The organism is Corynebacterium glyciniphilum AJ 3170, from assembly GCF_000626675.1.
Lineage (GTDB): Bacteria > Actinomycetota > Actinomycetes > Mycobacteriales > Mycobacteriaceae > Corynebacterium > Corynebacterium glyciniphilum.
On sequence record NZ_CP006842.1, the window covers coordinates 2,864,434 to 2,889,701 of the forward strand.

Annotated in this window: 21 protein-coding genes; 12 read left to right on the top strand and 9 right to left on the bottom strand. The window is 65.7% G+C overall.

Annotated features, from left to right (window positions below):
• Both CGLY_RS13385 and CGLY_RS16865 read left to right on the top strand, forming a co-directional pair.
• The gene (locus CGLY_RS13385) at positions 1-2,523 is read left to right on the top strand and encodes an FtsX-like permease family protein (RefSeq protein ID WP_144313694.1); all 2,523 of its coding nucleotides are present in this window, start codon (positions 1-3) and stop codon (positions 2,521-2,523) included.
• A gap of 80 nt (positions 2,524-2,603) precedes the next feature.
• Positions 2,604-3,479, top strand: a complete 876-nt coding sequence (locus CGLY_RS16865) for an esterase/lipase family protein (protein WP_081803934.1) — start codon at positions 2,604-2,606, stop codon at positions 3,477-3,479.
• Here the strand turns inward: CGLY_RS16865 and CGLY_RS13395 are convergent.
• Together CGLY_RS13395 and CGLY_RS13400 are read right to left on the bottom strand one after the other, a co-directional pair.
• Positions 3,412-5,028, bottom strand: coding sequence for a sensor histidine kinase (locus CGLY_RS13395; protein WP_227590278.1), 1,617 nt, complete (start codon positions 5,026-5,028; stop codon positions 3,412-3,414). The genes CGLY_RS16865 and CGLY_RS13395 overlap by 68 nt on opposite strands.
• A 17-nt stretch (positions 5,029-5,045) precedes the next feature.
• A complete protein-coding gene (locus tag CGLY_RS13400) occupies positions 5,046-5,798 on the bottom strand; it encodes a response regulator transcription factor (protein ID WP_407080812.1) in 753 nt (250 codons plus the stop codon).
• A 173-nt stretch (positions 5,799-5,971) separates the two neighbouring features.
• Between CGLY_RS13400 and CGLY_RS13405 the strand changes: the two genes are divergently transcribed.
• A complete protein-coding gene (locus CGLY_RS13405; RefSeq protein WP_052540204.1) occupies positions 5,972-6,760 on the top strand; it encodes a L,D-transpeptidase in 789 nt (262 codons plus the stop codon).
• Positions 6,760-7,287 (top strand): GNAT family N-acetyltransferase, encoded by a 528-nt coding sequence (locus CGLY_RS13410; protein WP_038550077.1) that lies wholly within the window; start codon positions 6,760-6,762, stop codon positions 7,285-7,287. The genes CGLY_RS13405 and CGLY_RS13410 overlap by 1 nt, the downstream gene beginning before the upstream one ends.
• Here the strand turns inward: CGLY_RS13410 and crtI are convergent.
• Complete coding sequence (gene crtI, locus CGLY_RS13415; protein WP_038550080.1) at positions 7,229-8,869, bottom strand: phytoene desaturase family protein; 1,641 nt, start codon at positions 8,867-8,869, stop codon at positions 7,229-7,231. The genes CGLY_RS13410 and crtI overlap by 59 nt on opposite strands.
• A complete protein-coding gene (locus tag CGLY_RS13420) occupies positions 8,866-9,744 on the bottom strand; it encodes a squalene/phytoene synthase family protein (RefSeq protein WP_052540206.1) in 879 nt (292 codons plus the stop codon). Before CGLY_RS13420 ends, crtI begins: the two co-directional genes overlap by 4 nt.
• Before the next feature lie 67 nt (positions 9,745-9,811).
• Between CGLY_RS13420 and CGLY_RS13425 the strand changes: the two genes are divergently transcribed.
• From CGLY_RS13425 to CGLY_RS13435, 3 genes are read left to right on the top strand one after another with little or no spacing between them, the layout of a single operon-like run.
• A complete protein-coding gene (locus CGLY_RS13425) occupies positions 9,812-11,149 on the top strand; it encodes an MFS transporter (RefSeq protein ID WP_052540208.1) in 1,338 nt (445 codons plus the stop codon).
• A 38-nt stretch (positions 11,150-11,187) separates the two neighbouring features.
• Positions 11,188-13,740: an ABC transporter ATP-binding protein/permease gene (locus CGLY_RS13430; protein ID WP_038550082.1), complete on the top strand. Its 2,553-nt coding sequence runs from the start codon at positions 11,188-11,190 to the stop codon at positions 13,738-13,740.
• Positions 13,740-15,452, top strand: coding sequence for an ABC transporter ATP-binding protein (locus CGLY_RS13435; protein ID WP_052540209.1), 1,713 nt, complete (start codon positions 13,740-13,742; stop codon positions 15,450-15,452). The genes CGLY_RS13430 and CGLY_RS13435 overlap by 1 nt, the downstream gene beginning before the upstream one ends.
• Here CGLY_RS13435 and CGLY_RS13440 read toward each other — a convergent pair.
• On the bottom strand, positions 15,449-15,949 hold the full coding sequence (locus tag CGLY_RS13440; RefSeq protein ID WP_320406889.1) for a GNAT family N-acetyltransferase: 501 nt from the start codon (positions 15,947-15,949) through the stop codon (positions 15,449-15,451). The genes CGLY_RS13435 and CGLY_RS13440 overlap by 4 nt on opposite strands.
• Positions 15,950-15,959: 10 nt before the next feature.
• Positions 15,960-16,370: a hypothetical protein gene (locus CGLY_RS13445; protein WP_038550085.1), complete on the bottom strand. Its 411-nt coding sequence runs from the start codon at positions 16,368-16,370 to the stop codon at positions 15,960-15,962.
• Between the two features lie 342 nt (positions 16,371-16,712).
• Here CGLY_RS13445 and CGLY_RS13450 point away from each other — a divergent pair, with 342 nt between their 5' ends.
• The gene (locus tag CGLY_RS13450) at positions 16,713-17,009 is read left to right on the top strand and encodes a hypothetical protein (RefSeq protein ID WP_038550088.1); all 297 of its coding nucleotides are present in this window, start codon (positions 16,713-16,715) and stop codon (positions 17,007-17,009) included.
• A 30-nt stretch (positions 17,010-17,039) separates the two neighbouring features.
• Here CGLY_RS13450 and CGLY_RS13455 read toward each other — a convergent pair whose 3' ends face one another.
• Positions 17,040-18,827: a dihydroxyacetone kinase family protein gene (locus CGLY_RS13455; protein WP_052540214.1), complete on the bottom strand. Its 1,788-nt coding sequence runs from the start codon at positions 18,825-18,827 to the stop codon at positions 17,040-17,042.
• 163 nt (positions 18,828-18,990) lie between these two features.
• On the opposite strand from CGLY_RS13455, the gene CGLY_RS13460 reads away from it, so the two are divergent.
• Complete coding sequence (locus CGLY_RS13460; protein ID WP_038550091.1) at positions 18,991-20,109, top strand: glycerol dehydrogenase; 1,119 nt, start codon at positions 18,991-18,993, stop codon at positions 20,107-20,109.
• A 14-nt stretch (positions 20,110-20,123) separates the two neighbouring features.
• Here CGLY_RS13460 and CGLY_RS13465 read toward each other — a convergent pair whose 3' ends face one another.
• A complete protein-coding gene (locus CGLY_RS13465; protein WP_038550095.1) occupies positions 20,124-21,191 on the bottom strand; it encodes a DUF418 domain-containing protein in 1,068 nt (355 codons plus the stop codon).
• Between the two features lie 133 nt (positions 21,192-21,324).
• Between CGLY_RS13465 and CGLY_RS13470 the strand changes: the two genes are divergently transcribed.
• Both CGLY_RS13470 and CGLY_RS13475 read left to right on the top strand, forming a co-directional pair.
• Positions 21,325-22,032, top strand: a complete 708-nt coding sequence (locus CGLY_RS13470; RefSeq protein ID WP_227590279.1) for an LppP/LprE family lipoprotein — start codon at positions 21,325-21,327, stop codon at positions 22,030-22,032.
• 70 nt (positions 22,033-22,102) lie between these two features.
• Positions 22,103-22,483 (top strand): hypothetical protein, encoded by a 381-nt coding sequence (locus tag CGLY_RS13475; protein ID WP_038550097.1) that lies wholly within the window; start codon positions 22,103-22,105, stop codon positions 22,481-22,483.
• 659 nt (positions 22,484-23,142) lie between these two features.
• Here the strand turns inward: CGLY_RS13475 and CGLY_RS13480 are convergent.
• Positions 23,143-23,808, bottom strand: a complete 666-nt coding sequence (locus CGLY_RS13480) for a pentapeptide repeat-containing protein (protein ID WP_052540221.1) — start codon at positions 23,806-23,808, stop codon at positions 23,143-23,145.
• A gap of 175 nt (positions 23,809-23,983) precedes the next feature.
• Between CGLY_RS13480 and CGLY_RS13485 the strand changes: the two genes are divergently transcribed.
• Positions 23,984-25,207, top strand: coding sequence for an MFS transporter (locus CGLY_RS13485; RefSeq protein WP_038550099.1), 1,224 nt, complete (start codon positions 23,984-23,986; stop codon positions 25,205-25,207).
• The last annotated feature ends 61 nt before the right edge of the window (positions 25,208-25,268 follow it).

Genomic DNA, 25,268 nt, shown 5'->3' on the forward strand with positions numbered 1-25,268 from the left:
ATGTCGAACATCTTTTCCCGACTCCGGGTCGCTCTACGTCTCGCCCGGCGCGACCTGGCCGCCCACAAGATCCGCACCGTCGTCGCCCTGCTGCTCTTCGCTCTGCCGGTGTCGCTGGTGGTAGGTTTCGCGTCAATGGTCGAGGGGTACGACAGAAGCCACGTGAACTCCTTGATCGGGCAAACGGGCCATGTCGTCCTCGAACGTGACCCCGCCACTCCATTGAACGACGAGGCCATCTCCGATCAGTTCAACGAGCTATCCGCCGCGATCGGTGATCTGGCGGACCAACTGTCGCCTGGGGTACGACAGCTCTCGGAATTCCGCCACGGCGACCGCGACGCCCAGATCGTGGTGACCAGTGCTGCAGACCCGGATACCGGGGACAGCACATTGGCCCCGGCTGGAACGGTGACACTCAACGACAGTGCCGCTTTCCTCATGGACGCCACCGAGGGAGACACGGTCAATGTCGACGGCGCCGAGCTTACTGTTCGCCTGGGCGCTGACTACCGAGGCCCGGTAGTGAATGCAGCCGACGTCCCGGTGAACTCCGGGGCTCAGGAGCTGAGCTGGTACTTCCCCGACGACTCCGCACTGGCCCAGGAGATAGTGAGCGCGCTGCACAATTCGCCCGAACGTCTCAGCACGGTGAGCATCTCCGGTCCAACCGGGTCAGGAGACTTTTCCTGGTCCCTGGCGGGTGCGGGAAGCACCGAGGTCAGTGCAGTGCTGACCGCACTCAGCGTGATTGTCCTCGGAGTACTCCTGGTCTCCGCCGTCATATCCCCTGTGTTCGCCGTGGCGGCGCGCCGTCAGCGTCGTGCAATGGGTCTGATGAGTGCCGTCGGCTCCGCACCCCGCGACCTGCGACTGGTGATGCTGGCCGAGGGACTTGCCGTGGGCCTTCTCGGGGCTGTCGCCGGACTTATCCTCTCCACCGGTGTCGCCGCGACGCTGATCTCCCTCACCTATGAGCGAGGATTCCACTGGTCATGGTCCGCCGCGATCATCACTACCTTCGTCGCCCTGGCCTGCGGGGTGACGTCTGCCCTCGTGCCCGCGGTCCGGGCCGGCAGGGAAGATCCGGTCCAGGCACTCACCGACGGTGGAAGCATGCGGATGACCGGATTCCACGCCCGCATGCTGGCCGGCCCCGTAATCCTCAGCGTCGGGGTGTCGCTCATCATCCTCGGTGGCGCCGACTGGCAGATCTTCGGCATCGCGCTGTGCGGCACCGGCCTGATCCTCAGCAGTAGCCTGACAGTCTGGTTGATGTCGCAGGCAGGACGTTACCTCCCGACCTCAGGGCGTCTCGCCGTCCGGGACAGTCTCCGCAACCACCACCGCACGGTTCCGGCCGTCGCGGCGATAGCGGGAGTGACCTTCCTCGCCACTCTCGTGCTGAGCATCCCCAGCCACTTCTCACTCTCCACTCCCTACCGCGATGACGTCGCTGTCATGTCCACCTACGAGGGTGGGAATGAGTCGCTCTACTCGGATGAGATCGACGCCGTTGCTGAGCGGATGAACGCCCGGTCACACCACACCCTTGCTGAGGTGACCGGAAGAACTCAGGACGGGGTGACCTACCAGGCAAGCCCACGGACATTCACGGACACCGCAGGGGAAAACTACTATCAGGAGTGGGTGGACATCCGTGCCACCGACGGTGGAATGTTCGCCGCATTCGACGGTGCCGAACCTGCTGCTGTCCGCGAGGCCACGGAGGCACTCTCAGATGGCAAGGCCGTCGTGTCCGACCCCTCCCTAATAGAGGACGGGAGAACCGACATCGAGCTGCGCTCTTACGACCCCTACTACGGCCCCGTGGGAGACTACGTCGAGGAGGACGACACCGCGGAGCCCCAACCGGCCGACGAGACCTTATCGGTCCCTGCCGTCGTCGTGCCGGCGCTCGCCGGCACAGGGGCGCTGGACACCGTCGCCATCAGTCCGGAGACTGCCGCGTCACTGGACCTCGACGTTCGCTACCAGGGCACCGTGTTTCTCCTCGACGCCCCGGTATCCATGGTCGAGGCGGCCCTGGCGACGACGGGGCTTTGGCCAGTGAACTCACAGTTCGTCACCATCGACACTCCTGCCGTCGACGGTGAGCGGGCCCTGATGATCATCATTCCCGTCGCACTGAGCTGGATCCTCACCCTGGGCACTGTGTTGCTCGTTATCGTGCTGGCCGCCGCTGAGTCCCGACGTGACATCGCCACCATCACAGCTGTCGGCGCCGCTCCGGGACTGTTGCGCCGGTTCTCCGCCGCACAGGCGGTCTTCATCGCCCTGCCCGGTACGGTGATCGGTGTGGTAGTCGGCCTTCTCCCGAAGGTCAGTCAGACAGCACGTGACCTGTTGCAGAACTCACTGTTCTACACCGGCTTCCTCACGCCCTCCCAGTGGCTCGCACTCGGCCTGACCGCTGTGGTCGGTCCGGTTCTGGCCTGGATTGCCGGATCTGTCATCGGTGCGGTCACTTCCCGCGACCGCTCACCGGTCCGTCGGCGCTGACACGTGCACTCCAGGTTGGTCCTGGAGCTCAGAACCAACCAGGAGTGCACGTCCCAGCAGACCAGTGCGAAAATGGGACCATGCGACAGACACGTCCACCACTCGTCGGCCGTCTCCTGGACCGGCTCCCGCAGCCAGCCTCTCCCTGGAGAGACACCGAGGACACCAGTACGACGGACGGGCACACCGGGATGCGGCCGATCGTCCTGGTGCACGGAACCGCCGGAAGCCGGGACAACTTCGAGAAGATCGTGCCCGTGCTCCGTGAAACCGGGCGCCCGGTCCTGTCCGTCTCCTACGGATACCGCGGTACCCGCGGGCTGCGCGGCTCACTCGACGAGGTCGTCGACCACCTTGCCGACATCACCGGACGTGTCGGTGCCGTCGATCTGGTCGGACATTCCCAGGGCGGACTCCTCGCGCTCGCCGCCACCGGGATCCTCGAGGACCGTACCGGTGGCAGCACCAACGACAACAACAACGCCGCCGTGGGCCACGTCATCGGCCTCGCAGCGGATTTCCGCGGGGTGGGACGACCGTGGTTCCGACCACCGGAGTCGCGAATACTTCACCGCGTCGACCAGGTTTTTCTACCCGCGCTCGCAGACCAGCTCGTCGGCTCTCCTGCGCTACGCGACGTCCTCGGGCATACTCTGCGGACGAATGTGCCGGTCACCCAGATCATCACCCGGGGAGACCGTATCGTTCCGGAGGCCCGTGCCCGCGCGCACGTTGCCCCGGACCCGTTGACCGGCCTCCCTGCCCATGCTGGCCCGGTGAAAGTGGTCACGATCCAGGACCGTCACCCGCACGCCCGGATCAGCCACGCGGTGATCCCCCATCACCGTGTCGTCGGCATACTCATCGCCGAAGCCCTGACCGCGAATGTCACCCGCCCCAGGAATCGCGACCAGAGTCACGACCGGACGTCCGTCCGTCGTCCTCAGAATCCGTAGCGTCATCAGGGGTGTCGGCCGCATCCGTCTCTGACTCAGCGGCGTCGGTGGACTCGGATTCCTCGTCCGGTTCCTCATCCTGCTCCTCGTCATCCCGCCACACCGGCAGCAGGATCCGGAAGGTCGTACCCTCGCCCAGTTCGCTCTCCACGGTGATCGTGCCGTTGTGTCGTTCGACCAGTCGCTTGACGATGGACAGGCCCAGGCCCGATCCGCCCGAGGCCCGGGACCGTGACACATCCGCCCGGTAGAACCGTTCAAAAAGGTGCGGGACATCATCGGCGGAGATGCCGTCGCCGTCATCGATGATCTCGACGGCGACCATGTCCTCGTCCGGGCGGCTCAGGCGGATCGTCACCGAGGCCTCCTCCCCGGCGTGCCGCATCGCGTTGGTCACGAGGTTGCCGACGACCTGGTGCAGGTGGGCACTGTCACCGATGGTCACCGGCACTGACCGGGTCTCATTACGCACGCTCACCGAGCGGCCCGGGAAACCGACCCGCGCGTTCTCCGCAGCGGAGAGGCACAGCTCCAACATGTCCACCGGATCCTCGCGCATCGGCCGTCCTTCGTCCATACGCACAAGAGTGAGCAGGTCCTCCACCAGCAGGCTCATTCGTCCTGCCTCGGCGGAGATCCTGTCGATGACCATGTCCGGGTTATCGGTGGCACCGGAACGGTACAGGTCGGCGTATCCGCGCACACTGGTCAGCGGAGTCCGTAGTTCGTGGGAGGCGTCGCCGATGAATCGGCGCATCGATGCCTCCGCCTCCCGTGCCTGGCGCTCCGAATCATTGACTGCGATGAACGCTCCCTGAATCTGCGCGAGCATCCGGTTCAGCGCGACCGACAGTCGTCCGACCTCTGTCTTCGGCGACCAGTTCGGGACACGCTGGTCCAGATGACCACGGGCGATCCGCCCTGCGGTCTGTTCCACCTGGTAGAGCGGCTGCAGTGCGCGCCGGACGAGGAACAGGCTGGCCGCGGTGACAGAGGCGAGGATCAACAGGCTGATGACGATGAGCATCGTCGTCATGCCGCTCATGATCTTCGACTCACCGTCCATCGGCAGGGCGAAGACCGTGACGCCCCCGTCCTCGTTGGACACTGCTGCGGCACGCCAGGGAGCAGGCGACGCCGAGTAAGCCGACGCCGGGACGGTGACCGGGCGCGTCGGCTCGGTGATCGACGAGACGTCCGGCAGGGAATCGTTGACGCTGTTGGGGCCGGTGGTCTGGCATGCGTCGCCCGGCAGGCCCCAGTACATCTTGGACGGCGGACGCTGCAGGCGCAGCTGGTCGTGGGACTGGTAGGTGTCACGGCACGGCGACTCGGTGATGCTCGTCGCCCAGGTCGCACTGTCCTGGAGCTGTTCATCGACCCGCTCGGTGAGGAACCGCTGCATCATGCCGGTCACCACGGTGCCTGACACGGCGAGCCCCAGTGCCGTGAGCACCGCGATGACCAGCACCAGAGACACCCGGAGCGGGTAGTGGGACAGAAAGACCCCCGGGTACTGTCGGCTCGCCCGGCGGGCGCCGGCTGTCATCCTGCCCGGACCTGCCATCAGCTACGCGGCAGCCTCAGGACGTACCCCACACCGCGCACGGTGTGGATCAGCCGCGGTTCCTGGGTGTCGATCTTGCGACGCAGGTATGAGACATATGATTCGACGACATTACCGTCGCCGCCGAAGTCGTACTCCCACACGGCGTCGAGGATCCGGGACTTCGGCACCACGACCTCGGAGTTGACCAGCAGGTAACGCAGCAGCTTGAACTCGGTCGGAGACAGATCCACCACCTTGCCCGCTTTGGTGACCTCGTGCATGTCGTCGTTGAGGGTGATGTCGGCGTAGGTGATCAGTGAGGAGTCGTCATCCTCGGCGGGCTGCACGCGGCGCAGGATCACCCGCAACCGGGTGATGACCTCTTCCAGGGCAAAGGGCTTGGTGACGTAGTCGTCCGCGCCGATCGTCAGACCGTGGATCCGGTCGTCCACCCCGTCCTTGGCGGTGAGGAACAGTACGGGCGCTTCATGCCCGTCCTCCCGCAGCTTGTTGAGCAGGGTGAAGCCGTCCATCCCGGGCATCATCACGTCAAGAATGAACGCGTCGGGACGGAAGGTCTTGGCGATCTCGCGGGCCGTCGCTCCGTCCGCGGCGGTCTTGACCTCGAAGTCCTGGAACTCCAGACGCGCCTTGATCAGGTCGGCGATGTTGGCCTCGTCGTCGACGACGAGGACTTTCACCGGCTGAGCAGCGTGGACACCATGCGCACTGTGTGCACCGTGACCGGAGTTACTGGAATTGTTCGACAGAGGCACGTTCATATCTCCCTAGTCTGCCCCGGGAATCCGGGTTTTTCATGCTGGGCACATCCAGAGTACCTGTGACTTCAGTAGGCTTTCGATGATCACCACCCGACACACGCCCGCATACACGCCCGGGTAAAAGTGGCTCGACATCGTTGCCAGAGGATAGGATAGCTCCCGTGAACATTCGGAGAACACCTGCACACCACAGCGGCCCCACCCGTACCATCCGTCGTCGGGCCGCCGCCCTCGGCATCGCAGCGGTCGCAGCCATCGGCATCGGTGGGGCGGGCATCGCCCCGGCCACCGCTGCGCCGAGCATCCCCTCCCTGCCTGCGGCAGGCGACATCGCCCTGCCTGGGCCGGACGAGATCAACGACATGGTCCGCGACGGTGTCCTTGACGCGCACGACGCAGCACTGCTGCAGGCCGGCAAGGTGCCCGAGCAGTTCCGCGACGCCTACGAACAGGGCGTCCGGGACCTGGCCGACCTCGTCGCCCCCGGCGCCGTCCAGGAACGTCAGGACCAGCGGGACGCCGCCGAGCGTGCTGCCGCTGCCGCCCGCGCCGAGCGCGAGGCACGCACCGCCGCCGAACAGCGTCGCGCCAGCACCAACAACACCCCGTGCCCGGCGTCCGCCCGCGTCTGTGTCGACATCGACGGAAAGCGCACCTGGCTGCAGCAGAACGGCAACACCTCCTACGGTCCGGTGAGCATGTCTCCGGGCAAGCCGGGCCAGGACACCCCGCGCGGCAACTTCACCGTGCAGTACAAGGTGAAGGACGAGATCAGCCGCGAGTTCAACAACGCGCCGATGCCCTACGCCGTCTACTTCACCAACAACGGCCACGCTTTCCACCAGGGCACCCTGGACACCCAGTCCGCCGGTTGCGTCCGGATGAACAACCAGGACGCGATCACCTACTTCAACGCCCTCAACCCGGGCGACCAGGTGTTCATCTACTGATGACCGACTCCGTGTCCCCGGAACTGCGGTACCGGGCCGCGGTCGAGAGCGACCGCGAGTTCCTACGGGCCCTCTACATCCTCACCGACCAGTGGGGCGACGAGGACCAGCCCGTCAGTGACGGTATCGACGAGGAGCTCGAGGCGTATGTGGGACAATGGACACCGGACCAGCCCGCCGTCATCCTCGAAGATCTCAGCAGCGGAACGCCGACACCGGTCGGCGGCGCGTGGCTGCGTACGTTCACCGCAGAGGCACCGGGAGCGGGTTTCGTCTCCGACGATATCCCGGAGGTGGCCATCGCCCTCCGTCCGGAATTCTCCGGCCACGGACGTGGCACGGCGCTGATGTCCGAGTTGTTGACGACCGCGCGCTCCGCCGGGTTCCCTGGCGTCTCCCTCGCTGTGGACCTCGGCAACGACCGCGCCCGCCACGTCTACGCCAAGCTAGGATTCGTCGACAGCACCGTCAACGGCGGTCTCGACCCGAGCGGGCACTGTCACGTGATGGTCCACCACTTCGACTGATCCTGGTCACTGCGTTCTCCGCACTGATCAGGCACATCGGCACCCCTACTCCGGGTGTCGTCGTCGATCCTGCGTAGTAGAGGTTCGACACCGCCCGCGACCGGTTCGTCCCGCGCATGAACGCCGACTGTGTCAGCGTGTGCGCCAGGCCCAGCGCCCACCCGCGCCAGGAGTTGTAGCGTTCGGCGAAGTCCGCGGGGCCCAGCGTCCTGCGGACAACCACGCGGTCCACCAGGTCCGGCACCCCCGCACGCTGCGCGATCATGTCCAGCGTCGCATCGGCGATTGCGTCCACCGCGCTGGTGTCCATGGACGGGTCACAGGTCACAGGCACGAGGACGAAGAGGTTTTCATGCCCGTCCGGCGCGACGTCCGGGTCTGTCGCCGACGTCCGGGAGACGTACACCGACCGCGACGCCTTCTGCCCGGCTCCCCCCGGTAGGGTGTCGAACACCGCAGCGAAGTCGGGCGTCCAGTCCTCACTGAAGATCAGGGTGTGGTGTGCGAGCTCGGGAAGTTCACCCTTCACCCCGAGCATCACCACCACCGCACCGACGCCGGGATCCGCACGCCGCCAGCGACGTTCCGGATACGTCTGCAGCCCTGCCGGGAGCAGTCCGGTCTCGGTGTGATGCAGGTCTGCGGCACTGACGACCACATCCGCAGGAATGAACTCCTCCCCTGTGCCGGACACTGTGCCGTCAGAGGTCCGGACCGTCACGCCCTGAGCCCGGGCGGCGGACAAGTGCGCGGTGGCACGGCCTACCCCCGGTATCTGCCGGAAGGGGTTCGCGCGGGCACGGTCGGTGACGATCGCGGTGACCTCCGTCCCGGTCCGGATGCTCACCCCGTGGCCAACGGCCAACCGGCGCAGTGACTCCACCACCGCAGCAAAACCACCCGAGGGGTACTTGACCCCCTGCACCAGGTCGGTGAAGCTCATCAGCTGGTACAGGGCGGGAGTCTGTGACGGGCGCGACGAGAGGAAGACCGCCGGGTAGCTCAGGATCTGGCGGAGACGCCGGTCCTGGAACCTCCGGTTGACCAGGCTTTCCAATGATCCCGCGAGGAGACGGATCAGCCGGACCGCGCGCCGCGCGACCCCGAGCCCGAGAAACGGAGCCGGTGAGGTGAAGTCGGTGTAGAGAAAACGGTCAACGGCGATCCGGTAGGTGTCGCCGGCTTCCGCGAGATAGCGCCGGACCTCCTCACCTGCCCCGGGTTCCAGTGTCTCGAAGAGTTCGGCGACGGCATCCGCCCCCACCGGAACGTCCACCGGGTCGAGTCCCTCGGGAAGCAGCCGGTAGCCCGGCGACAGTTCCGAGAGATCCAGCTGTTCCTCGGTGGAGGTACCCATCAGTGAGAAGAAGCGGTCGAAGGCCTCGGGCATCAGGTACCAGCTGGGCCCGGTGTCCCACCGGAATCCCGGCGCGTCGGCGATGGTGAGGGAACCCGCACGCCCGCCCACCGCGGTCCCGCGCTCGAGCAGAGTGACCTCATAGCCACGTCTCGCCAGCAGTCCAGCGGTCGACAGTCCCGCGACGCCGGCACCGATGACAACCGCCCGGCGGCCGCCGGTCACCGTCGGCTCCTGGCGATTTCCCGGACAGTCAGCGCGGCTTTGACCGGGCCGGGCACCCGGACGCGGGTGTACTGGAGCTGGTGTGGTGGCGTGCGACGCAACCGTGCGGAGAGTTCCTCGTACAGTCCAGCCGCCGATGCGACGCCGGCCCGGCACCCTGCCGGCAGTGACGGGATACGGAGACGCCCGGTGGCGATGCCGGCGTCCACGTCGTCCAGAATGCGGTCACGGATCTCCACCGTCAGTGGTCCGTCCTGCAGGTCGGGCAGGTAGGACCGGCCCAGCACGTCCCGGTCGTCACCCAGGTCCCTCAGGAAGTTGACCTTCTGGAACGCCGCACCCAACGCCGCTGCCCCTTCCGCCAGCCAGGCATGCTGCGCGGCAGGAACCGGATCCGCGTGCGCGAGAAAGATGTCGAGGCACATCAGGCCGATGACCTCGGCGGAACCGTGGATGTAGCGGGCCAGGCTCTCCTCGTCGTGCACGTCCCGGACGATGTCGCTGCGCATGGAGGCGAAGAAGTCCCTCATGTGCGCGGGGTCGATCCGAGACCGCACCGCCGTCGCGGCCCACGCATGCAGCACCAGGTCGGTGTGGAACCCTGTGTCCGGGGCCGCGAGCACCTGGGCCTCGTACACGTCCAGGACCTCCTGGGGGTCGGCGTGCCCGGCGGCCGCTCCGTCGACGATTTCATCGGCGATGCGCACCACGGCGTAGAGGTTACGGACATCCTCCCGGACCCCGTCCGGCAGCAGACGCGTGGCCAGGGAAAAAGACGTGGAGTAACGGCCGATCACGGTGGCGGAGACGCGTTCGGCGAGGGCTGCGTACATCCCGGCGGCGGTGCTGCGGCGACGAGGACTGCGAGTGTTCATCGACAGACAGCGTACCCGTACCCACCCGTGTGCCCGGTATGTTCAGCCAGGCAATAGTCTGAGGGGTATGGCCACCACGACACGGGACGACACCGCCCGACTCACCGGCATCTACCGCGGCCCGACCCTCGCCTGGGCGTTCTGGGACTGGGGGTCCGCCGCTTTCAACGCGGTGCTGGTCACCTTCATCTTCTCCGTCTACCTCACCGACTCGGTGGGCGGCTCCATTGACGGCGGTTTCGGCGACGGTATCAGTCCCGCCACCTGGTACGGCTGGGCGATGGCCCTCGGCGGGGTGACGATCGCGCTGATCGCACCGGTGATGGGACGCCGCGCCGACGCGCGCGGGACGCGCCGCAGGTCGGTGACCCTGTGGACTCTGGTCACCGTGGGGCTGATGTTCAGCCTGGTCGGCATCGGCGACGACGCCCCCGGATACTTCTGGGCAGGCATCGTCATCATGGGTGTGGCCTCGGTGACCTTCGAGTTTGCCGAGGTCAGCTACTTTGCCATGCTCTCGCAGGTCTCCACCCGGGAGAACGTCGGGCGGGTGTCCGGCTTCGGCTGGTCGATGGGGTACTTCGGCGGCATCGTCCTGTTGCTGGTCTGCTACCTCGGTTTCATCGCAGGGGACGGTGACACCCGCGGACTGCTCGGCGTCCCGGTGGAAGACGGGTGGAACGTGCGCATCGTCGCTGTCATCGCGGCGATCTGGTTCCTGGTTTCGGCGATCCCGGTGATGCGCAAGGTCCCGGAAAACACCCCGGACCCCAGTGCCGCGACATCCTCGGTGAAGGAGTCCTATCTCGGCCTGTTCCGCGACATCGGTTCCCTGTGGCGTACCGACCGCTCGGCGGTGTGGTTCCTCATCGCCTCGGCGGTATTCCGCGACGGGCTGGCCGGGGTGTTCACCTTCGGCGCGGTGCTGGCGGTCTCGGTGTACGGACTGAGCCCGGCAGATGTGCTTCTCTTCGGCGTGGCCGCCAATGTCGTCTCCGCGATCGGTGCGCTGGTCTGTGGTTATCTCGATGACAGGATCGGCCCGAAACCGGTGATCATGGTGTCGCTGATCCTGCTGGTGGTCGATGCTTTCGTCCTGTTCTTCGTGGACGGTCCGGCCATGTTCTGGATCTTCGGCCTGCTGCTGTGCATGTTCGTCGGTCCCGCGCAGAGCGCCTCGCGGTCGTACCTGACGCGCATCTGCCCGGAGGGTCGCGAAGGCCAGATGTTCGGCCTGTACGCAACCACCGGACGCAGCGTGAGCTGGATGGCCCCCGCGGCGTTCGCGGTGTTCACCGGCCTGACCGGCGATGACCGCTTCGGGATTATCGGGATCGCCGTGGTGTTGCTGGCAGGTCTGCTGCTGCTCACCAAAGCTCGGGGTGCCGGTACCCCCACCCGGTAAGGTACGGTAAGCCTCAACTTACTTCTAGGAGGCTTACCGTGAGCAAGGGGTTCCAAGGCGCCGTCCTGCACGGCCTCGGCGCAAAAGACCATGCCCTGACCGTGACGGAGACACAATGGCGCACCAGCAACATGCTGCGCGTCACCTTCCACTCCGACACAATCCTCTCCACCGACGGGGAGGCACCCGCGGCGTGGATGCGGGCCTGGTTCCCCGACCCGGACGGCGGCTCAAAACAGTTCCAGCGCGGATACACCTTCGCCGAGACCGACCCGTCCACCGGGACCCTGGCGGTGGACTTCGTGATCCATCATCCGATGGGGCCTGCATCCTGGTGGGCGCAGAACTGTCAGCCCGGTGACACCATCGAAGCGACCCGCTACGGGGAGACGGACTTCACCCTGCTCGATCCCGCGCCAGCCGGATACCTGTTGCTCGGCGACCTCGCGTCCTACCCGGCGATCACCCAGCTGGCCGCAGCCGTCCCTGCCGAGGTGCCGGTGGTGGTCTACCTCGAGAAGCACGCCGACGCCGACGAGGAGTCACCCCTGCCGGAAGGCCCGAACATCACCGCGGCGTGGGTGGAGTCCTTCCCGGACGGCCAGGGCCTCGCCCAGGCCATCAGCGGCGGAGACTGGGAAGGTTGGTACGCGTGGGTCACCGGCGAGGTGACCGCCACCCGGCACGCCAAGACCGTGCTGCAGCGCGACGCCCACCTGAACCGTGGCACCCTGCACGCCCAGGGGTACTGGGTGGCCGGACGGGCCATGGGCAAGTCCCGTGCACTCCAGGAGGCGGCCGAAACAGCTGCCCCGGCGGCCGCTGACGCTCCGGAGACACCGGTGACCCCGACGCCCGAACCCGCGCCACAGAAGAAGCCCTCCGCCGGTGTCCTCGCCCCGGCGAAAGTGCCGATGATCATCGCCGGGGTGTTCCAGACTCTGCTCTCAGTCCTGGGCATCGTCCCCTTCGTCCTCTTCGCCGAGCTGTGCCGACAGCTTCTCAACGGTGCCGACCGCGATACCGTGCTGGGAACCGGGGTGGCTGCGCTCCTGGTCATGGCGGCCTCCGCGCTCGGCACCACGCTGCTGATGCTGGCAATGCACCTCTACGACGCCAGCTACTCCGCCACGCTCCGCCGACGACTGATGGACAAACTCGCCCGGCTGCCGCTGGGGTGGTTCACCAGCAGACGCAGCTCCGACGTCCGCACACTCGTCGCCGACGACGTCGCCGGGATGCACTACATCGTCACCCACGCCGTCCCCGACCTCGTTGCCGCCGTCGTCACCCCACTGGCGGCGCTGATCTACCTCTTCACGGTCGACTGGCGTCTGGCACTGGTCCTGCTCCTGCCTATCGCCGCCTTCATCGGGGTGATGGTGACGATCCAGAGCCGGGAGCGCGACCGGGTGGTCATCTCCCAGCGCAACATCTCCACAGTCACCGGCCAGTCGCAGTCCTTCCTCGCCAACCGTGAGGTCTCCCAGGTGTTCGGAGAGAAGAGCATCGTCGACCTGCCGGGCACATTGCGGGAGGTCGGTGCCTTCGTCGACACACTGCAGAAGGACACCGGTGCCGCGAAGATCATCGCTGTGATGATCAACCGACCCACCACTGTCCTCGGGCTCCTGGTCGTCGCCACCTGGGTACTGATGCTCCCCGGCTGGGTCAGCGTGTCTGATGCGATCCCTTTCCTGGTGCTCGGCCCGTCCTTCGGCGCCCAGCTGGTGGCGATCAGTGGTGGGATCGGAAATCTCCTGGTGTCCTTGGACGGACGCGCGGGCCTGGACCTGGCCCTGACAACACCCGAACTGCCGGGACCGGCGAACCGGCCCGCCCCGGCCGGTCATGTCGTCTTCGACCGCGTCCGCTTCGGCTACTCCCCTGACCGTGAGGTCCTGGCGTCCTTCTCCCTCACCCTCGCCCGGGGGACGGTCACCGCCGTTGTTGGCCCGTCCGGCGCCGGGAAATCGACGGTCGGCGCACTCCTCGCCAGACTCTGGGACCCCCAGGGCGGGTCCGTCAGCATCGACGGCACCGACATCCGCGACATGACCCAGGACGAGCTCTACGCCACCGTCACCATCCTGCTGCAGGACGTGCAGCTGATCCATACGACGATCCGCGACAACATCGCACTCACCGCGCCCGACGCCACCGACGAGCAGGTGGTCGCCGCGGCACGTGCGGCGAACATCCACGACACGATCATGAACCTGCCCGAGGGCTACGACACCGTCGTCACCGGCGACAGGCTCTCCGGCGGAGAGCGCCAGCGCATCGGCATCGCCCGGGCGCTGCTCGCCGACACCCCTGTCGTCGTCCTTGACGAGGCCACCGCCTCCGCCGACCCCGACAGCGAATGGGCCATCCTGACCGCGCTGGACACCCTGTTGAAGGGACGTACCGTCCTGATGATCGCGCACCGGCTGCACACCGTCGCCGACGCCGACCGCATCATCGTCATGGACCACGGTCGCATCACCGAGAGCGGGCGCCACGACGAACTCATCGCCGCCGAGGGCACCTACGCCTCGCTGTGGGACCGCCACCAGACCAGCACACACTCGACACCGGAGGCCCACTGATGCTCACCAGGATCCGAACCATCAGCGGCGGCGGCCGTGACTTCCGACTGTTCGTCCTGCTCACCGTACTGTCCGCCATCATCCAGGCAGCCGCGGTACTTGTCCTGTTCCCCCTGCTCGACGACCTGTTCGGTGGCACACCGGTCGACGCGTGGCCGTGGGTACTGGCCATGGTCGCACTGATCGGCGCGGCTTGGGCGCTCGACATCCTCGCCGCGCACAAGGGGCTCGCCGTCGGCCTGTCCCTGATGCACGCCATCCAACGCCACACCCCTGCAGCGATCCTGTCCTGGCCCACGCCGGTGATTCCCCGGTCGAAAGCCGCACGTCTACGCACTCTGCTGTCCACCGGCGCCGTCGAGGTGACCTCAGCGCCGGTCCTCATGGTCGGCCCTGTGGTCACCGCTGTGGTGTTCACCGCGGCCCTCGGTATCGGCCTGCTGTTCTTCACCGTTCCCGCTGCCCTGGTGACCCTGGCCGGCGGGGTGCTGATGATGCTCGCCCTGATGCTGTCGAGCAGACTCATCACCCGTGCCGACGAAGAATTCGCCGCCGCCACTGAGAACCTCGACGACCGACTCATCGACTACGTCCGGGCCCAGCCGTCACTACGGACCGCGCGCCGGGTCTCCGCGGGGGCACGCCTGGTTGACGAGGCCCTGGTGTCCGCACGTCGGCGGACGCTACGCCTGCTGTTCTGGCAGGTGCCCGGCGAGATCCTGTTCAGTGTGGTGCTCCAGGCCGTTCTCATCGGCTACGGGCTCACCGTGTGGCTGGCCGTCGACAACGGCACCCTCGGTGCGGTGTCGGCTGCTGTGACCGTGATCGTGATGCTGCGTGTCGTCGAACAGGTCACCGGGCTCTCCCGCCTGTCGGTGGGAATCCAGTCGCTGAACCGGACGCTCACCGAGGCCGCAGAGGTGGTGACCACCCCGGTGACCACCCCGACTGCCGCGTCCCCCACCCCGCCGCAGATCATCGTCACCGACGTGGACGTGGACTTCCCCGACGGTACCCGCAGTTTGGACGGCGTGAGCCTCGATCTGCGACCGGGGACCGTGACCGTCGTTGTCGGACGATCCGGCTCAGGCAAGTCCACACTGCTACGCACCCTCGCGGGGCTGGCGATCCCCACATCCGGCTCCGTGTCACTGGACGGGGTCGCTGCAGAGAGCCCCGACCTGCGCGGCAATGCGACGGTCGTGTTCCAGCAGACCGCGCTCGGGGCGGGGACGGTGAAAGACAACCTGCTGGCCGTCAACCCCGACCTGACTCAGACGGACCTGGAGCGGCTGGCCGACGCATCCGGCCTGCGCGGCGTGCTCGAGGAGATCCCCACCGGCTGGGACACGCCCGTCGGCGAGCTGGGAGACCACCTCTCCGGTGGGGAACGCCAGCGTGTCGGCATCGCCCGCGCCCTGGCCAAACCATCCCACCTGCTGTTGGTGGACGAGGCGACCTCCGCGCTCGACGCCCACAACGAGGCCGCCGTGGTCGAATCCATCCGCACGATCCGGGCGGACTACACCACCGTCATCGTGACGCACCGCCCGTCGACGCTGTCCGTCGCCGACACCGTCGTCGTGCTCGACGACGGTCGGATCATCGAGCAGGGAACACCCGCCGAGCTCGAGGCTGCGGGAGGCAGCTTCGCCCACCTCGTCCAGGAGTGGCGGAACTCTGCGTCCTGGCGGGTTGGACGAGGGAACTAGAGCATCAGCTGCATCAGCGTCATGTCGAGCCAGCGGTCGAACTTGGTTCCGACCTGACGGACTGTCCCGCACTCCTCGAACCCGACCTTCGCGTGCAGGCGGATCGACGCGGTGTTCCCACCCTCGATCGCGGCAACCATCACGTGTTTGCCACCCTCGCGCGCGTGGTCGACGAGCGCGGACATCAACGCCGTCCCCACTCCCCCCGCCCGCTTGCTGCCGTCGACGTAGATCGAGTTCTCCACCGTGTGTCGGAAACCGTCGTAGTGGCGGAACTCGCCGTAGGTCGCGTAGCCCAGCACCTCCCCGTCGGCGCCCTCGGCGACGAGGGCACAAGTCCCAGGAACCTGGTACCCCTGCAACCAGGAACGACGGTTCTCCTCGTCAACGGTCTCGTCATTCCATACCGCGACGGTGTTCTCCACAGCGTCATTGTAGATCGCGGTGATCGCGGGGATATCGGCGTTGGACGCCGCACGGATGTTGATCTCAGTCACACAGGAGAGACTACTTCTTCGACGCCTTCGGCGCGGCAATCAGCGCGGCAGCGATCGCGGCAATGAAGAGGTCCTTCGACAGACCGGTCCCGGCCTCGGACGGGCGGATTCCGTCCTTCCTGGTCATCTGGTCATTGCGGAAGTAGATGGACAGGAATCCCGCGTTGATCGCACCCAGCGCCAGACCCGCCAGTCGGTTGGAGACGACAGGGGCCAGCAGTGATGCGCCGACACCGATCTCCGAGTAGGAGACGACCTTGCCGAAGGTGTCCGGATCCAGCTTGGTCACCTGGGGCACGCCGGTGGCGGCAAACTGCTGCAGGCCGGTGGCCGCCTCGGTGGGCATCTTGAGCTTGCCGATGCCGGACTGCAGGAAGTAGGCGCCGCTGATGCCGCGGAGGAGAGTGGTCGAGAGGCTCATGGTGGTCCTTACGTGGCCGATAGGAATGTAGTTGATATGACAACTTTGCCGTCGTTGACTGTACTCCTCCGTCCGATGTGGTGCACGGCCACACAATCCCCGCCACGCCCCGGCACATCCGCCACGTCGCCGACACCTGTCGTCCACGTTCTGTCTGTGTCTCATCCTCCTCCCGTTCACCTCCCGGCCACCGGAACCCGCGAAACCGCCACCGCGTACCCCCGGTATGGTGGACCGGTCACAAAAATGCGTCCTGAGCAGACCATTACGATGGAAAAGCGGCTATCTTCATAGTGAAGCAGCGGGATCAACCCCTGTACTGACACCACTACGGAGAAAACCATGTCGTTCATTCTTGAAATCCAAGAAATCGTGTGGGGCCCGATCAAGGACCTGTACCTCGAGTTCACCGCCGGCCTGCCTGTCTTCAACATCCCGCCGCTGGGCTCGTCGTTCGGCGACATCAGCGTCGACCTCGGATCCTCCGGACTCGGTTCCTCTTTCGGTGACGCGAACCTGGGTTCTTCCTTCGGTGACGCCAACCTGGGTTCCACCGACTTCGGTTCCACGTTCGGTTCCACCAACGGCGACCAGAACTTCGGTTCCTCCGGCCTGCAGCTGCCGCCCCTCGGTTCCTGAGAGACGGTCTGAGACTGGCCCCGGGGGGGGTCAGTCGCCAGTGGCGACACCGGTGAAATCACTGACCTTGCCTGATCCACCGAAGATCCAGGAGACAAGGATGGCCCCCGGGTCCACCACTCCCTGGGACGCTGCGCCGAGATAGCTGGCGCGGCCTTTCTTCGCAACCATCTCGCGGGTTCCCTCCGCCCCCTCTGCTGCTGCCGAGTAGCAGGCCTGCAGGACGTCGGAGAAGTTGGCAGCAGAGTCCCTGACGTCTGCCGCCGCCTCCGCTGCCGGGATCAGGGCGTCGATCAGCGTATTGTCGCCCTGCCGCGCCCCACCGAGTTCGGTGATGGCGCGGTGTGCCGCTTCCAGCCCGGAGGCGAGTCCGGCGGCCGGCGAGTCGGCCTCGCCCATCGCGGTGCCCAGCTCCCGGAACAACGTACCGAGCACCGCGCCCGAGGTTCCTCCCGCCCTGATCAGCAGGCGGTGTCCGAGGGCCCCCAGCACGTCAGCGTCCGATCCCTGCAGCGGCAGGGAGACTCCACCGAAAGCGGCGTCCATGTTCTGGCCGAAATCGCCATCCCCGGCGAGCCGGTCGAGTTCGGTGAGGTCATCGGTAGCCCCCTGTACACGTCCGACGAAATCACTGAGCCAGCGGTTCTCCTTGCCGGAGGCCGGCAGATCATCATCGAAACTCGTCGCCGCCGGGGCATACACCAGAGGAGCACCGTGTCCGCCGAGAACGCGAGGCCATCCCGGCGCGTCCGTGGGAGCGTCCAGGAGTTCCACCAGCTCGTCCATGGCGTCCCCCACTGACGTCAGCGTGAGAGACACACCCGCCATGTTCACCGAGGTGGTGTACGTCCCGACCATCGCCCGACGGACGCTCACGCCCCTGTCGGCGAGCTGTCGCAGCACGGAGCCGAAGAGCAGAGACAGCTCCAGCGGTGTCGTCCCACCGAGGCCGTTGACGAGGCAGACCACTTCGGATCCGTCGTCAAGGGACAAGGCACTGCTGATCCCCTCCAACAGCCGGGCGACGACCTTGTCGGCGGTCTCCACATCGACACGGTCGACACCACGCTCGCCGTGGATCCCCACCCCGACCTCCATCTTCCCTTCCGGCAGGTCGAAGGTGTCGCGCCCGCTCGTCGGAAGATGCCCGGGCGCCAGGGCCACTGCCATGCTGCGTGAGCTGTCCGCCACCCATTGTCCGATGTCCGCAACCCGGTCAATGCTGTCGCCGCGCTGTGCGGCGGCCCCCGTCACTTTCTCCACGAGGATCGTCGCCCCGGTTCCCCGTCGTCCCGGGCCGTCCGAAGTGTCAGTGCTGTCAGTGCTGTCAGTGCTGTCAGTGCTGTCAGTGCTGTCAGTGCCAGCGAGGTCAGTGGCAACATCGTCGTCAACGAGGACTGCCCGGGTTTCGGTGTCACCGAGGGCCTGCCGCGCAACGGTGAAGTTCATCACATCCCCGGTGTAGTTCTTCACCACGTGCACCACGCCGGCGCCCTGGTCAGCCCACCGGGTCGCCTCGGCGATCTGCACGGCATTCGGGGACGTGAACAACAGGCCAGGGCAGACTGCGGCGAGCATACCGGCACCGATGAATCCGGCGTGCATGGGTTCGTGACCGGAACCTCCACCGGAGATGACGGAGACTGCCGGGTCCCCGCCCTCGGTGCTCACCGCGGAAGCACGGCCGATGAACCCGCTGTCGTGCCATTCTGCGTCCGGGTGAGAGGCGATGAAGCCGCCGAGTGCCTCCGAGAGGAAGTCCGAGGGGTTGTTGCGGAAGGAGCGAAGAGGAATCTGCTGGGAGTCAGAGTCAGACATGTCCGCCGAGTGTAGCCAAACCTCCCGGCTGCCACCGAGCTACCACCGGGCCACCACCGGGCCCGTCACGATCGCCGGAAGACGCCTAGGGTGGAGGCCGCTCGTGGCCGCTCGTGCCCGAACATGTGCAGAATTTCATCAACCCTCACACAAGGAATGACGTATGACTGACAAACTGTTCACCAGCCCGGCACGCTACGTCCAGGGCATCGACCTCATCGACCGGGCTTCCGGGTACCTGCGCCCGCTGGGCACCTCACCGCTGATCATCGCCGATGACGTCGTGTGGGGCATCGCCGGGGAGAAGCTGCAGGAATCGCTCAGCTCGGACGGGCTCGACCCTGCACACGAAATCTTCGGTGGCGAGGCCTCCATGACCGAGATTGACCGGATCACGGAGAAGGCACGATCCGGCGGGAACGACGTCATCATCGGCCTGGGCGGTGGAAAGACCATCGACACTGCACGCGCCGTGGCAGACCATGCGTCCCTGCCCGTCGCTGTCTTCCCGACGGCCGTTTCTGCGGACGCCCCCACCGCCCGGGTCTCGGTGATCTACACCGACGAGGGTGTCTTCGACTCCTACCTGTTCTACGACCGCAACCCGGACCTCATCGCCATCGACACCCGCGTGATCGCGAACGCGCCGGTCCGTACCCTGCGGTCCGGCATCGGCGACGCGCTCGCCACGTCGATCGAGGCCCGCGCGGTCAACCGGGCGAACTCCCGCCGGATGGACGACACCGCGCGTCCTACCCTTGCCGGACTGGCGCTGGCAGAGAAGTGCGAGGAGACCTTGTTCGCCTATGCACATCAGGCGCTCCGGGACAATGAAGCGCACGTGGTCAGCCGAGCGCTGGAGAACATCTGCGAAGCCAACACTCTGCTGTCAGGCCTGGGCTTCGAAAACGGTGGCCTGGCTGCGGTACACGCCATCCACAATGGTTTCACCGCGCTGGACGGCGACATCCACCACATGACCCACGGGGAGAAGGTCGCGTTCGGCATCGGGGTTCAGCTCATGCTGGAAGGGGCGACCGAAGTGGAGGCCGACCGTTACATCGGATTCCTGCAGTCCGTCGGTCTGCCGACCACCTTGGACGAGATCCACCTCGAGAATGCCGATGATGATGACCTGCGCCGAATCGCCGAGCTGGCCTGCTCTGACGGCGAGACCCTGAAGCAGATGCCCGGTGAGTACACCACCACCGATGTGGTCGAGGCGATCAAGGCCGCCGATCTCTACGCACGCGGGCTGAAGGAACGCACGGGACGGTCCTGACGGGCCGACTCCTTCTACTTCCGGATGGGGACGATTTCCCACCGGGTCGCACACCGCCAGGCCCACTCGACGGGCCCGTACCGGAAGTACCGCAGCCACACCGCACTGGCGAGAATCTGCACAATCAGGATCCCGACAGTCGCGACCGGCAGCCACCAGAGGTTGGTCAGCTGTGTGTCTGGGAACACGTGGAGAAGGATCTGCACGACTGCGGAGGCGGCAAGGTAGTTGGTCAGTGCCGTGCGCCCGAGAATGGAGAACGGGGCGCTGGTCACAGTCCCGCGACCGCCGCAGGCCCGCCAGAGCAGTGACAGTCCGGTGACGATGGCCACCGCGGTGAACAACCCGGCGAAGCCACCCACACGGTCAAGGACATCCGGGGCAGGAAGGGCGCCAGCATTCATCATGGAGTTCTGGAGGATGGTGAGCCCGACCCCTGCGGCAGCCGATGCCGCGACAACGACAGCGGCGATGACGGCGTCCCGTCGGCGCGTCGATTCAAGCCACTGCGGGAGCCCGAACTGGGCGGCCCCGAAACCCGCGACCATCAGTGTCGCGGCGATCAGCGGGCTGTTGCCCCACATCCAGTAGGCCACGAGCGTGCCAACAATACCGAGCACCAGCACCGGGCCTCTGGGAAGGAACAGGGCGGGGACGACCAGGACCAGCGCGATAACGGCGTACATCGTGAGAATATCCCCGCTGTACAGCAGAAACAGGTTCAGCAGACCGATGGGAAGCAGGGTCGCGAAACGACGGACCATCAACCAGCGCGCCGAACGGACCGGCATCCTGCGCTGCGTGGAACTGTAGAGAAGCCACGCACTGACCCCGAAGAGGAAGGCGAAGATCGGCACGAAACGTCCCTGGATCACCACGCCGTAGAAGCGCAGGACGGGATGGTGCAGGTCAGCGTTCTCCGTCCAGCGGTAGAGCAGGTCACGCAGGTTGACGAAGAGGATGCCGCATAGCGCAACCCCGCGTAGGACATCGAGGAAGCCGTAGCGTCCGATGGTGGGGGCGGGGCCGACGTTCTGGCCTGTTCGTAGGCCTGACCAGGTTACGGTTGCTGCCGTGGTCACAGGGGGTTCTCCTGAGGGGATGAAGTGGATGAATCATCCAGAAGACTAGTGTTGCCGGGTTCCTCCGACATCGGTCTACGGACTGATCCTCTCCGGGATTCGACCTCCACCCGGGGTATGACATGCGCTCCCCATGACTACCCTGATGTATATGGACACGTTACGCAGACACCACGTTGCCGCAGTCGCAGCTCTCGGTTGTACTGCCGTGCTGTTGACCGGATGCACACAGCAGGACGAGACCCCGACCGCGACCGAGACGGTGATGAACACCGTGACAGACACTGTCGAGCAAACCCAGGCCCCAGACAACGGCGCTCCGTCGGAGACAACCGCCGAGCCCTCCGGCGACGCCACGGCCGATGCCTGTGAGGAGGCGGCAGTGGATAATCCGCTCACCGGGGAGGAACCGATTCCGGTGCGTGTGGCAGAGGAGGAGACCCCCGACATCTTCTTCCACTACACCGCGACTGATGACCAGACCGACCCCTGTGCTCCCCTGTCGTGGGTGGTGTTGAACGGCGGCAACGGTACAGCCGAGAACTCGAACGGTACCGCCGGGAGCAGCCGTCAGACCGTGGCGCTGTTCGCAGAGGGCGAGCTCGTCACCGAGCCTGCCCCGATTCTCGCCCGGCGTATCGAGTCAGTCGACCGTATCGATGACAGCACAGTGCGGGTGAATTACGCCTTCTTCGGTGACGCGCCGGCGGCGGCCGACCAGAACGTCCCCGGTTCGGCGACGTTCCATTGGGACGATAGCCGAATAGAGGTTAGTGACAATACGATCCCCGTTGAACTCAATGAATCTACAGAGACGCTGGACCTCGATTCTGTGACATAGGAGCCTGTAAACGGGGTATCATCGGTCCATCTAGACTGGCGACAAAGATGCGTAAGGTTTGAAGGAAAGTATGCCTAGAATTCTGATTGTCGTCACTGAGCTCGTCATCGCCGTAGCGCTCATTGTGTTGCTGAATATCAGGGAGGCGTCGAGCGCTACTGATGACATAACAAGCTGGCTGAATCGCGGCGCAACCTGGTCCGTCTACGCGTTCCTCTTCTCGCTGGGGCTGATCTTTATACGGAGAAGGCACCTCTGGATCGAGGCGATAATCGTCGTTATCACTGTGCCTGTCACTATGTGGGCACTAACGCCCACACCAGGCCCCGACTTCGGCAGGGGGCTCGTGGTGATGCTCGTCCCCGGGATCCTGATCGGATCGGCAGTCTCGTTCCTCTACGAGATCGGTTCATTGTCACTGTCCTGGGCGAGTAAGCGAACAGCCACTTAACCCACGTTGAAGCGCACAGACCCCGACTGTGTTTCGCCTTGAACTCTGTAGGGTGGGATGGAATCAACCGATTGGATCGGAGACCCCCAATGACCGCTACATCACGTTCACTGACCACGACCACCAAGCCATAGGCTGGCCCCACCCTTCTGGTTGTTTCGCTGGCATGTTTGGTGTGGTCACTGTTTAATCCGTTTGGTCTGGTGCTTTCTGTGATAGTGCTGTACCTGGCTATTCGCACGGCACGGCGGTGACAAAATCAGCATCTACTCTGCGTATGCCGCAGCGGCCATAGCCATGCCCGATAAACAGGGCGACAATGCTGACGATGAGCGGCCACAGAACCACAGCGAATTCCTCGACTGCCATTCCCGGCGTACTGCCTGAACCGCCGGTCATTTCTCAGGCTCACCGCGCCGTACCTCCGCAAGGAGCCTAACCTGGCCGCTGGCCTAAAGGTCAGGCCATCCGTCCCCGCTCTTTCACCTCGTGCGTGACCTGCCTGGCGCCACTAGACCGGAACGGTCTGCTCTATCGTCCGAGTGCCCATACTTACCGCGCCGAACAGCAGCATCCAGCAGATGATCACCTCGATAACATCGAGCATCCTGTATGTCGGCGATGAGGACGTTGTCTGCTTCGACGTCCAGCTCTGTCCGCTAGTCGACGATGGCGATCCCGAGGTGTTTCGCGAACAAACTAGCCAGGTTTATAGCTTGGCTCGTCGAGATGGTCGTGCCCTTCATCGCATCGATACCACCGATCGCTTGGAGATCCACGCCACGAAGGTCCACATCCCACAGCACGGCGTGATCGAGTCGCAACGTCTGCACCGTACAGTCCTCAAAAGCCATGCGTTCAACCTTGGCATCTGTCAGATCGAGTTCATCGATTGCACAACCAGTGAATTTCACGTCACGCATCTGTGCCGAGCGGAGATTGATGAACATGAGCTTGCTGTCCACGATGTGCACGGCACGAAGGTCGGCGTCGAAGAGCTCGACAGCGCCCAGGCGGGAGTTAGCGATGTGGACATCGCTCCAACCACTCCTCGCCGCGGCCAACGTCGGCGCGTTCAGGCGGTCCAACCGGCTCTCGCTGAACCGTGCCGCCTGGAGTTGTGCCTCACCGGCCTGCACGCCGATCAGCTCGCATTCAACGAAGCTGGCCCCGGCCAGGTTGCTGTCACCAAAGTCGACATCGGTGAACCGCCGAGCTTCGTAGTGCTCCCCGCCGTGGACGTCCCCACCCTCGGCCGGGACGAGAGAAGGGAGATTCAACGGACCGATCTTCGGTGACCTGACCTTCGGGCCTCTGGTAGGCAAAATATCCTCCTCCGGGGCTGACCCCCTGTATGGATGCTGATGATGTCTGCGCCACGGAAAACGCGTCATCGGGTGGAGACATTCTCACACCCTGATGCCAGAATCTGCCATATTTGGCTACATGATCGTCTCCCAGGGGACACGGCGTACGCATGTCCCTTGCTAAAGTGCCGAGATGCCACCCACCCCCACGACGACCGACCGGCACGCACGCCGGGCCGTGGCCGCACTCTTCCTGACCAACGGCGCGGTGTTCTCCAACCTCATTCCCCGCTTCCCGGAGATTAAGGCCGACCTCGGGATGAGCAACGCCATCTACGGTCTCGCTGTCATCGCCTTTCCCGTCGGGGCGATTATTGCAGGATTGGCCGCAGCTCCTCTGGTCCGTCGGTTCGGCTCAGCCAACGTCGCGGTCGCGGGCACGATCGGCACGAGCCTTGGCGTGCTCGGTGCCGGAGCGGCACCGACCCTCTGGTTGTTCGTCACCGCCCTCTTCATCGGCGGTGCCATGGATGCCGTCACCGATGTCGCCCAGAACGACCACGGGCTGCGCGTCCAACGTCGATACGGTCGCACGATCATCAACTCCTTCCACGCGGTCTGGTCTCTCGGGGCGGTCCTCGGCGGAGCGATGGCGGCAGCGGCCATCGCCGTTGATCTGCCCCGTCAGGTACACCTCGCTCTGTCCGCCGCGGTGTTCTCCCTGGTAGCGGTCATAGCACTGCGCTACTGCCTTCCGCCCTCCGACGGCGGGTCCGACACGGCACCCGCCGCCGTCGGTGACGTCACGCCGGCTCCCGCGACGTCCGACGTCGGCCGCCGTGCACCGCTCTCCGGCCGCTTGGTTGCGGTGCTGACTGCGCTGGTCCTCATCGCCGTCGCCGGTGCACTCGTTGAGGACGCCGGCATGTCCTGGGCGTCGCTGTACATCACCTCGCTCGGCGCCCCTGGTTCCGTCGCCGCGACTGGATTCGTGGCGCTGGTCGCCGCACAGTTCGTCGGACGCCTCATCGGGGACGGCATGGTCGACCGCCTGGGACAACGCACTGTGGCTCGCCTCGGCGGCACGGTAGCAGCCGTAGGAATGGGCCTTGCGCTGGCATTCCCCACTGTCCCTGGCACCATCGTCGGCTTCGCCGCCGCCGGTTTCGGTGTCGCCACGTTGATCCCGGCCGCGATGCAGGTCGCTAGTGAGCTGCCCGGACTCCGCCCCGGAACCGGGCTCACCGTCGTCTCATGGCTGATGCGGGTGGGCTTCGTCGGCTCCCCGCCGCTCGTCGGTCTGATTGCTGACGCCGCGGGCCTGCGCGTGGGGCTTCTCGTCATTCCCCTCGCCGGGGTCACCGTCATCGTCCTCGCCGGGGTCCTCCGCGGACGACAGACAGAGCGGAGCGGATGAAGCCACACGACATCTGTTAGCCTTCATGAACTACCCGGCCCCCGCTGTACCCTGGCCGGAC

What these genes read in the sequence shown, in the direction of transcription:
- CGLY_RS13385 (WP_144313694.1), top strand. Translation starts at nt 1, where the DNA reads ATGTCGAACATCTTTTCCCGACTCCGGGTCGCTCTACGTCTCGCCCGG.
- CGLY_RS16865 (WP_081803934.1), top strand. Translation starts at nt 2,604, where the DNA reads ATGCGACAGACACGTCCACCACTCGTCGGCCGTCTCCTGGACCGGCTC.
- CGLY_RS13395 (WP_227590278.1), bottom strand. Translation starts at nt 5,028, where the DNA reads ATGACAGCCGGCGCCCGCCGGGCGAGCCGACAGTACCCGGGGGTCTTT.
- CGLY_RS13410 (WP_038550077.1), top strand. Translation starts at nt 6,760, where the DNA reads ATGACCGACTCCGTGTCCCCGGAACTGCGGTACCGGGCCGCGGTCGAG.
- CGLY_RS13420 (WP_052540206.1), bottom strand. Translation starts at nt 9,744, where the DNA reads ATGAACACTCGCAGTCCTCGTCGCCGCAGCACCGCCGCCGGGATGTAC.
- CGLY_RS13425 (WP_052540208.1), top strand. Translation starts at nt 9,812, where the DNA reads ATGGCCACCACGACACGGGACGACACCGCCCGACTCACCGGCATCTAC.
- CGLY_RS13435 (WP_052540209.1), top strand. Translation starts at nt 13,740, where the DNA reads ATGCTCACCAGGATCCGAACCATCAGCGGCGGCGGCCGTGACTTCCGA.
- CGLY_RS13445 (WP_038550085.1), bottom strand. Translation starts at nt 16,370, where the DNA reads ATGAGCCTCTCGACCACTCTCCTCCGCGGCATCAGCGGCGCCTACTTC.
- CGLY_RS13450 (WP_038550088.1), top strand. Translation starts at nt 16,713, where the DNA reads ATGTCGTTCATTCTTGAAATCCAAGAAATCGTGTGGGGCCCGATCAAG.
- CGLY_RS13455 (WP_052540214.1), bottom strand. Translation starts at nt 18,827, where the DNA reads ATGTCTGACTCTGACTCCCAGCAGATTCCTCTTCGCTCCTTCCGCAAC.
- CGLY_RS13460 (WP_038550091.1), top strand. Translation starts at nt 18,991, where the DNA reads ATGACTGACAAACTGTTCACCAGCCCGGCACGCTACGTCCAGGGCATC.
- CGLY_RS13470 (WP_227590279.1), top strand. Translation starts at nt 21,325, where the DNA reads ATGACTACCCTGATGTATATGGACACGTTACGCAGACACCACGTTGCC.
- CGLY_RS13475 (WP_038550097.1), top strand. Translation starts at nt 22,103, where the DNA reads ATGCCTAGAATTCTGATTGTCGTCACTGAGCTCGTCATCGCCGTAGCG.
- CGLY_RS13485 (WP_038550099.1), top strand. Translation starts at nt 23,984, where the DNA reads ATGCCACCCACCCCCACGACGACCGACCGGCACGCACGCCGGGCCGTG.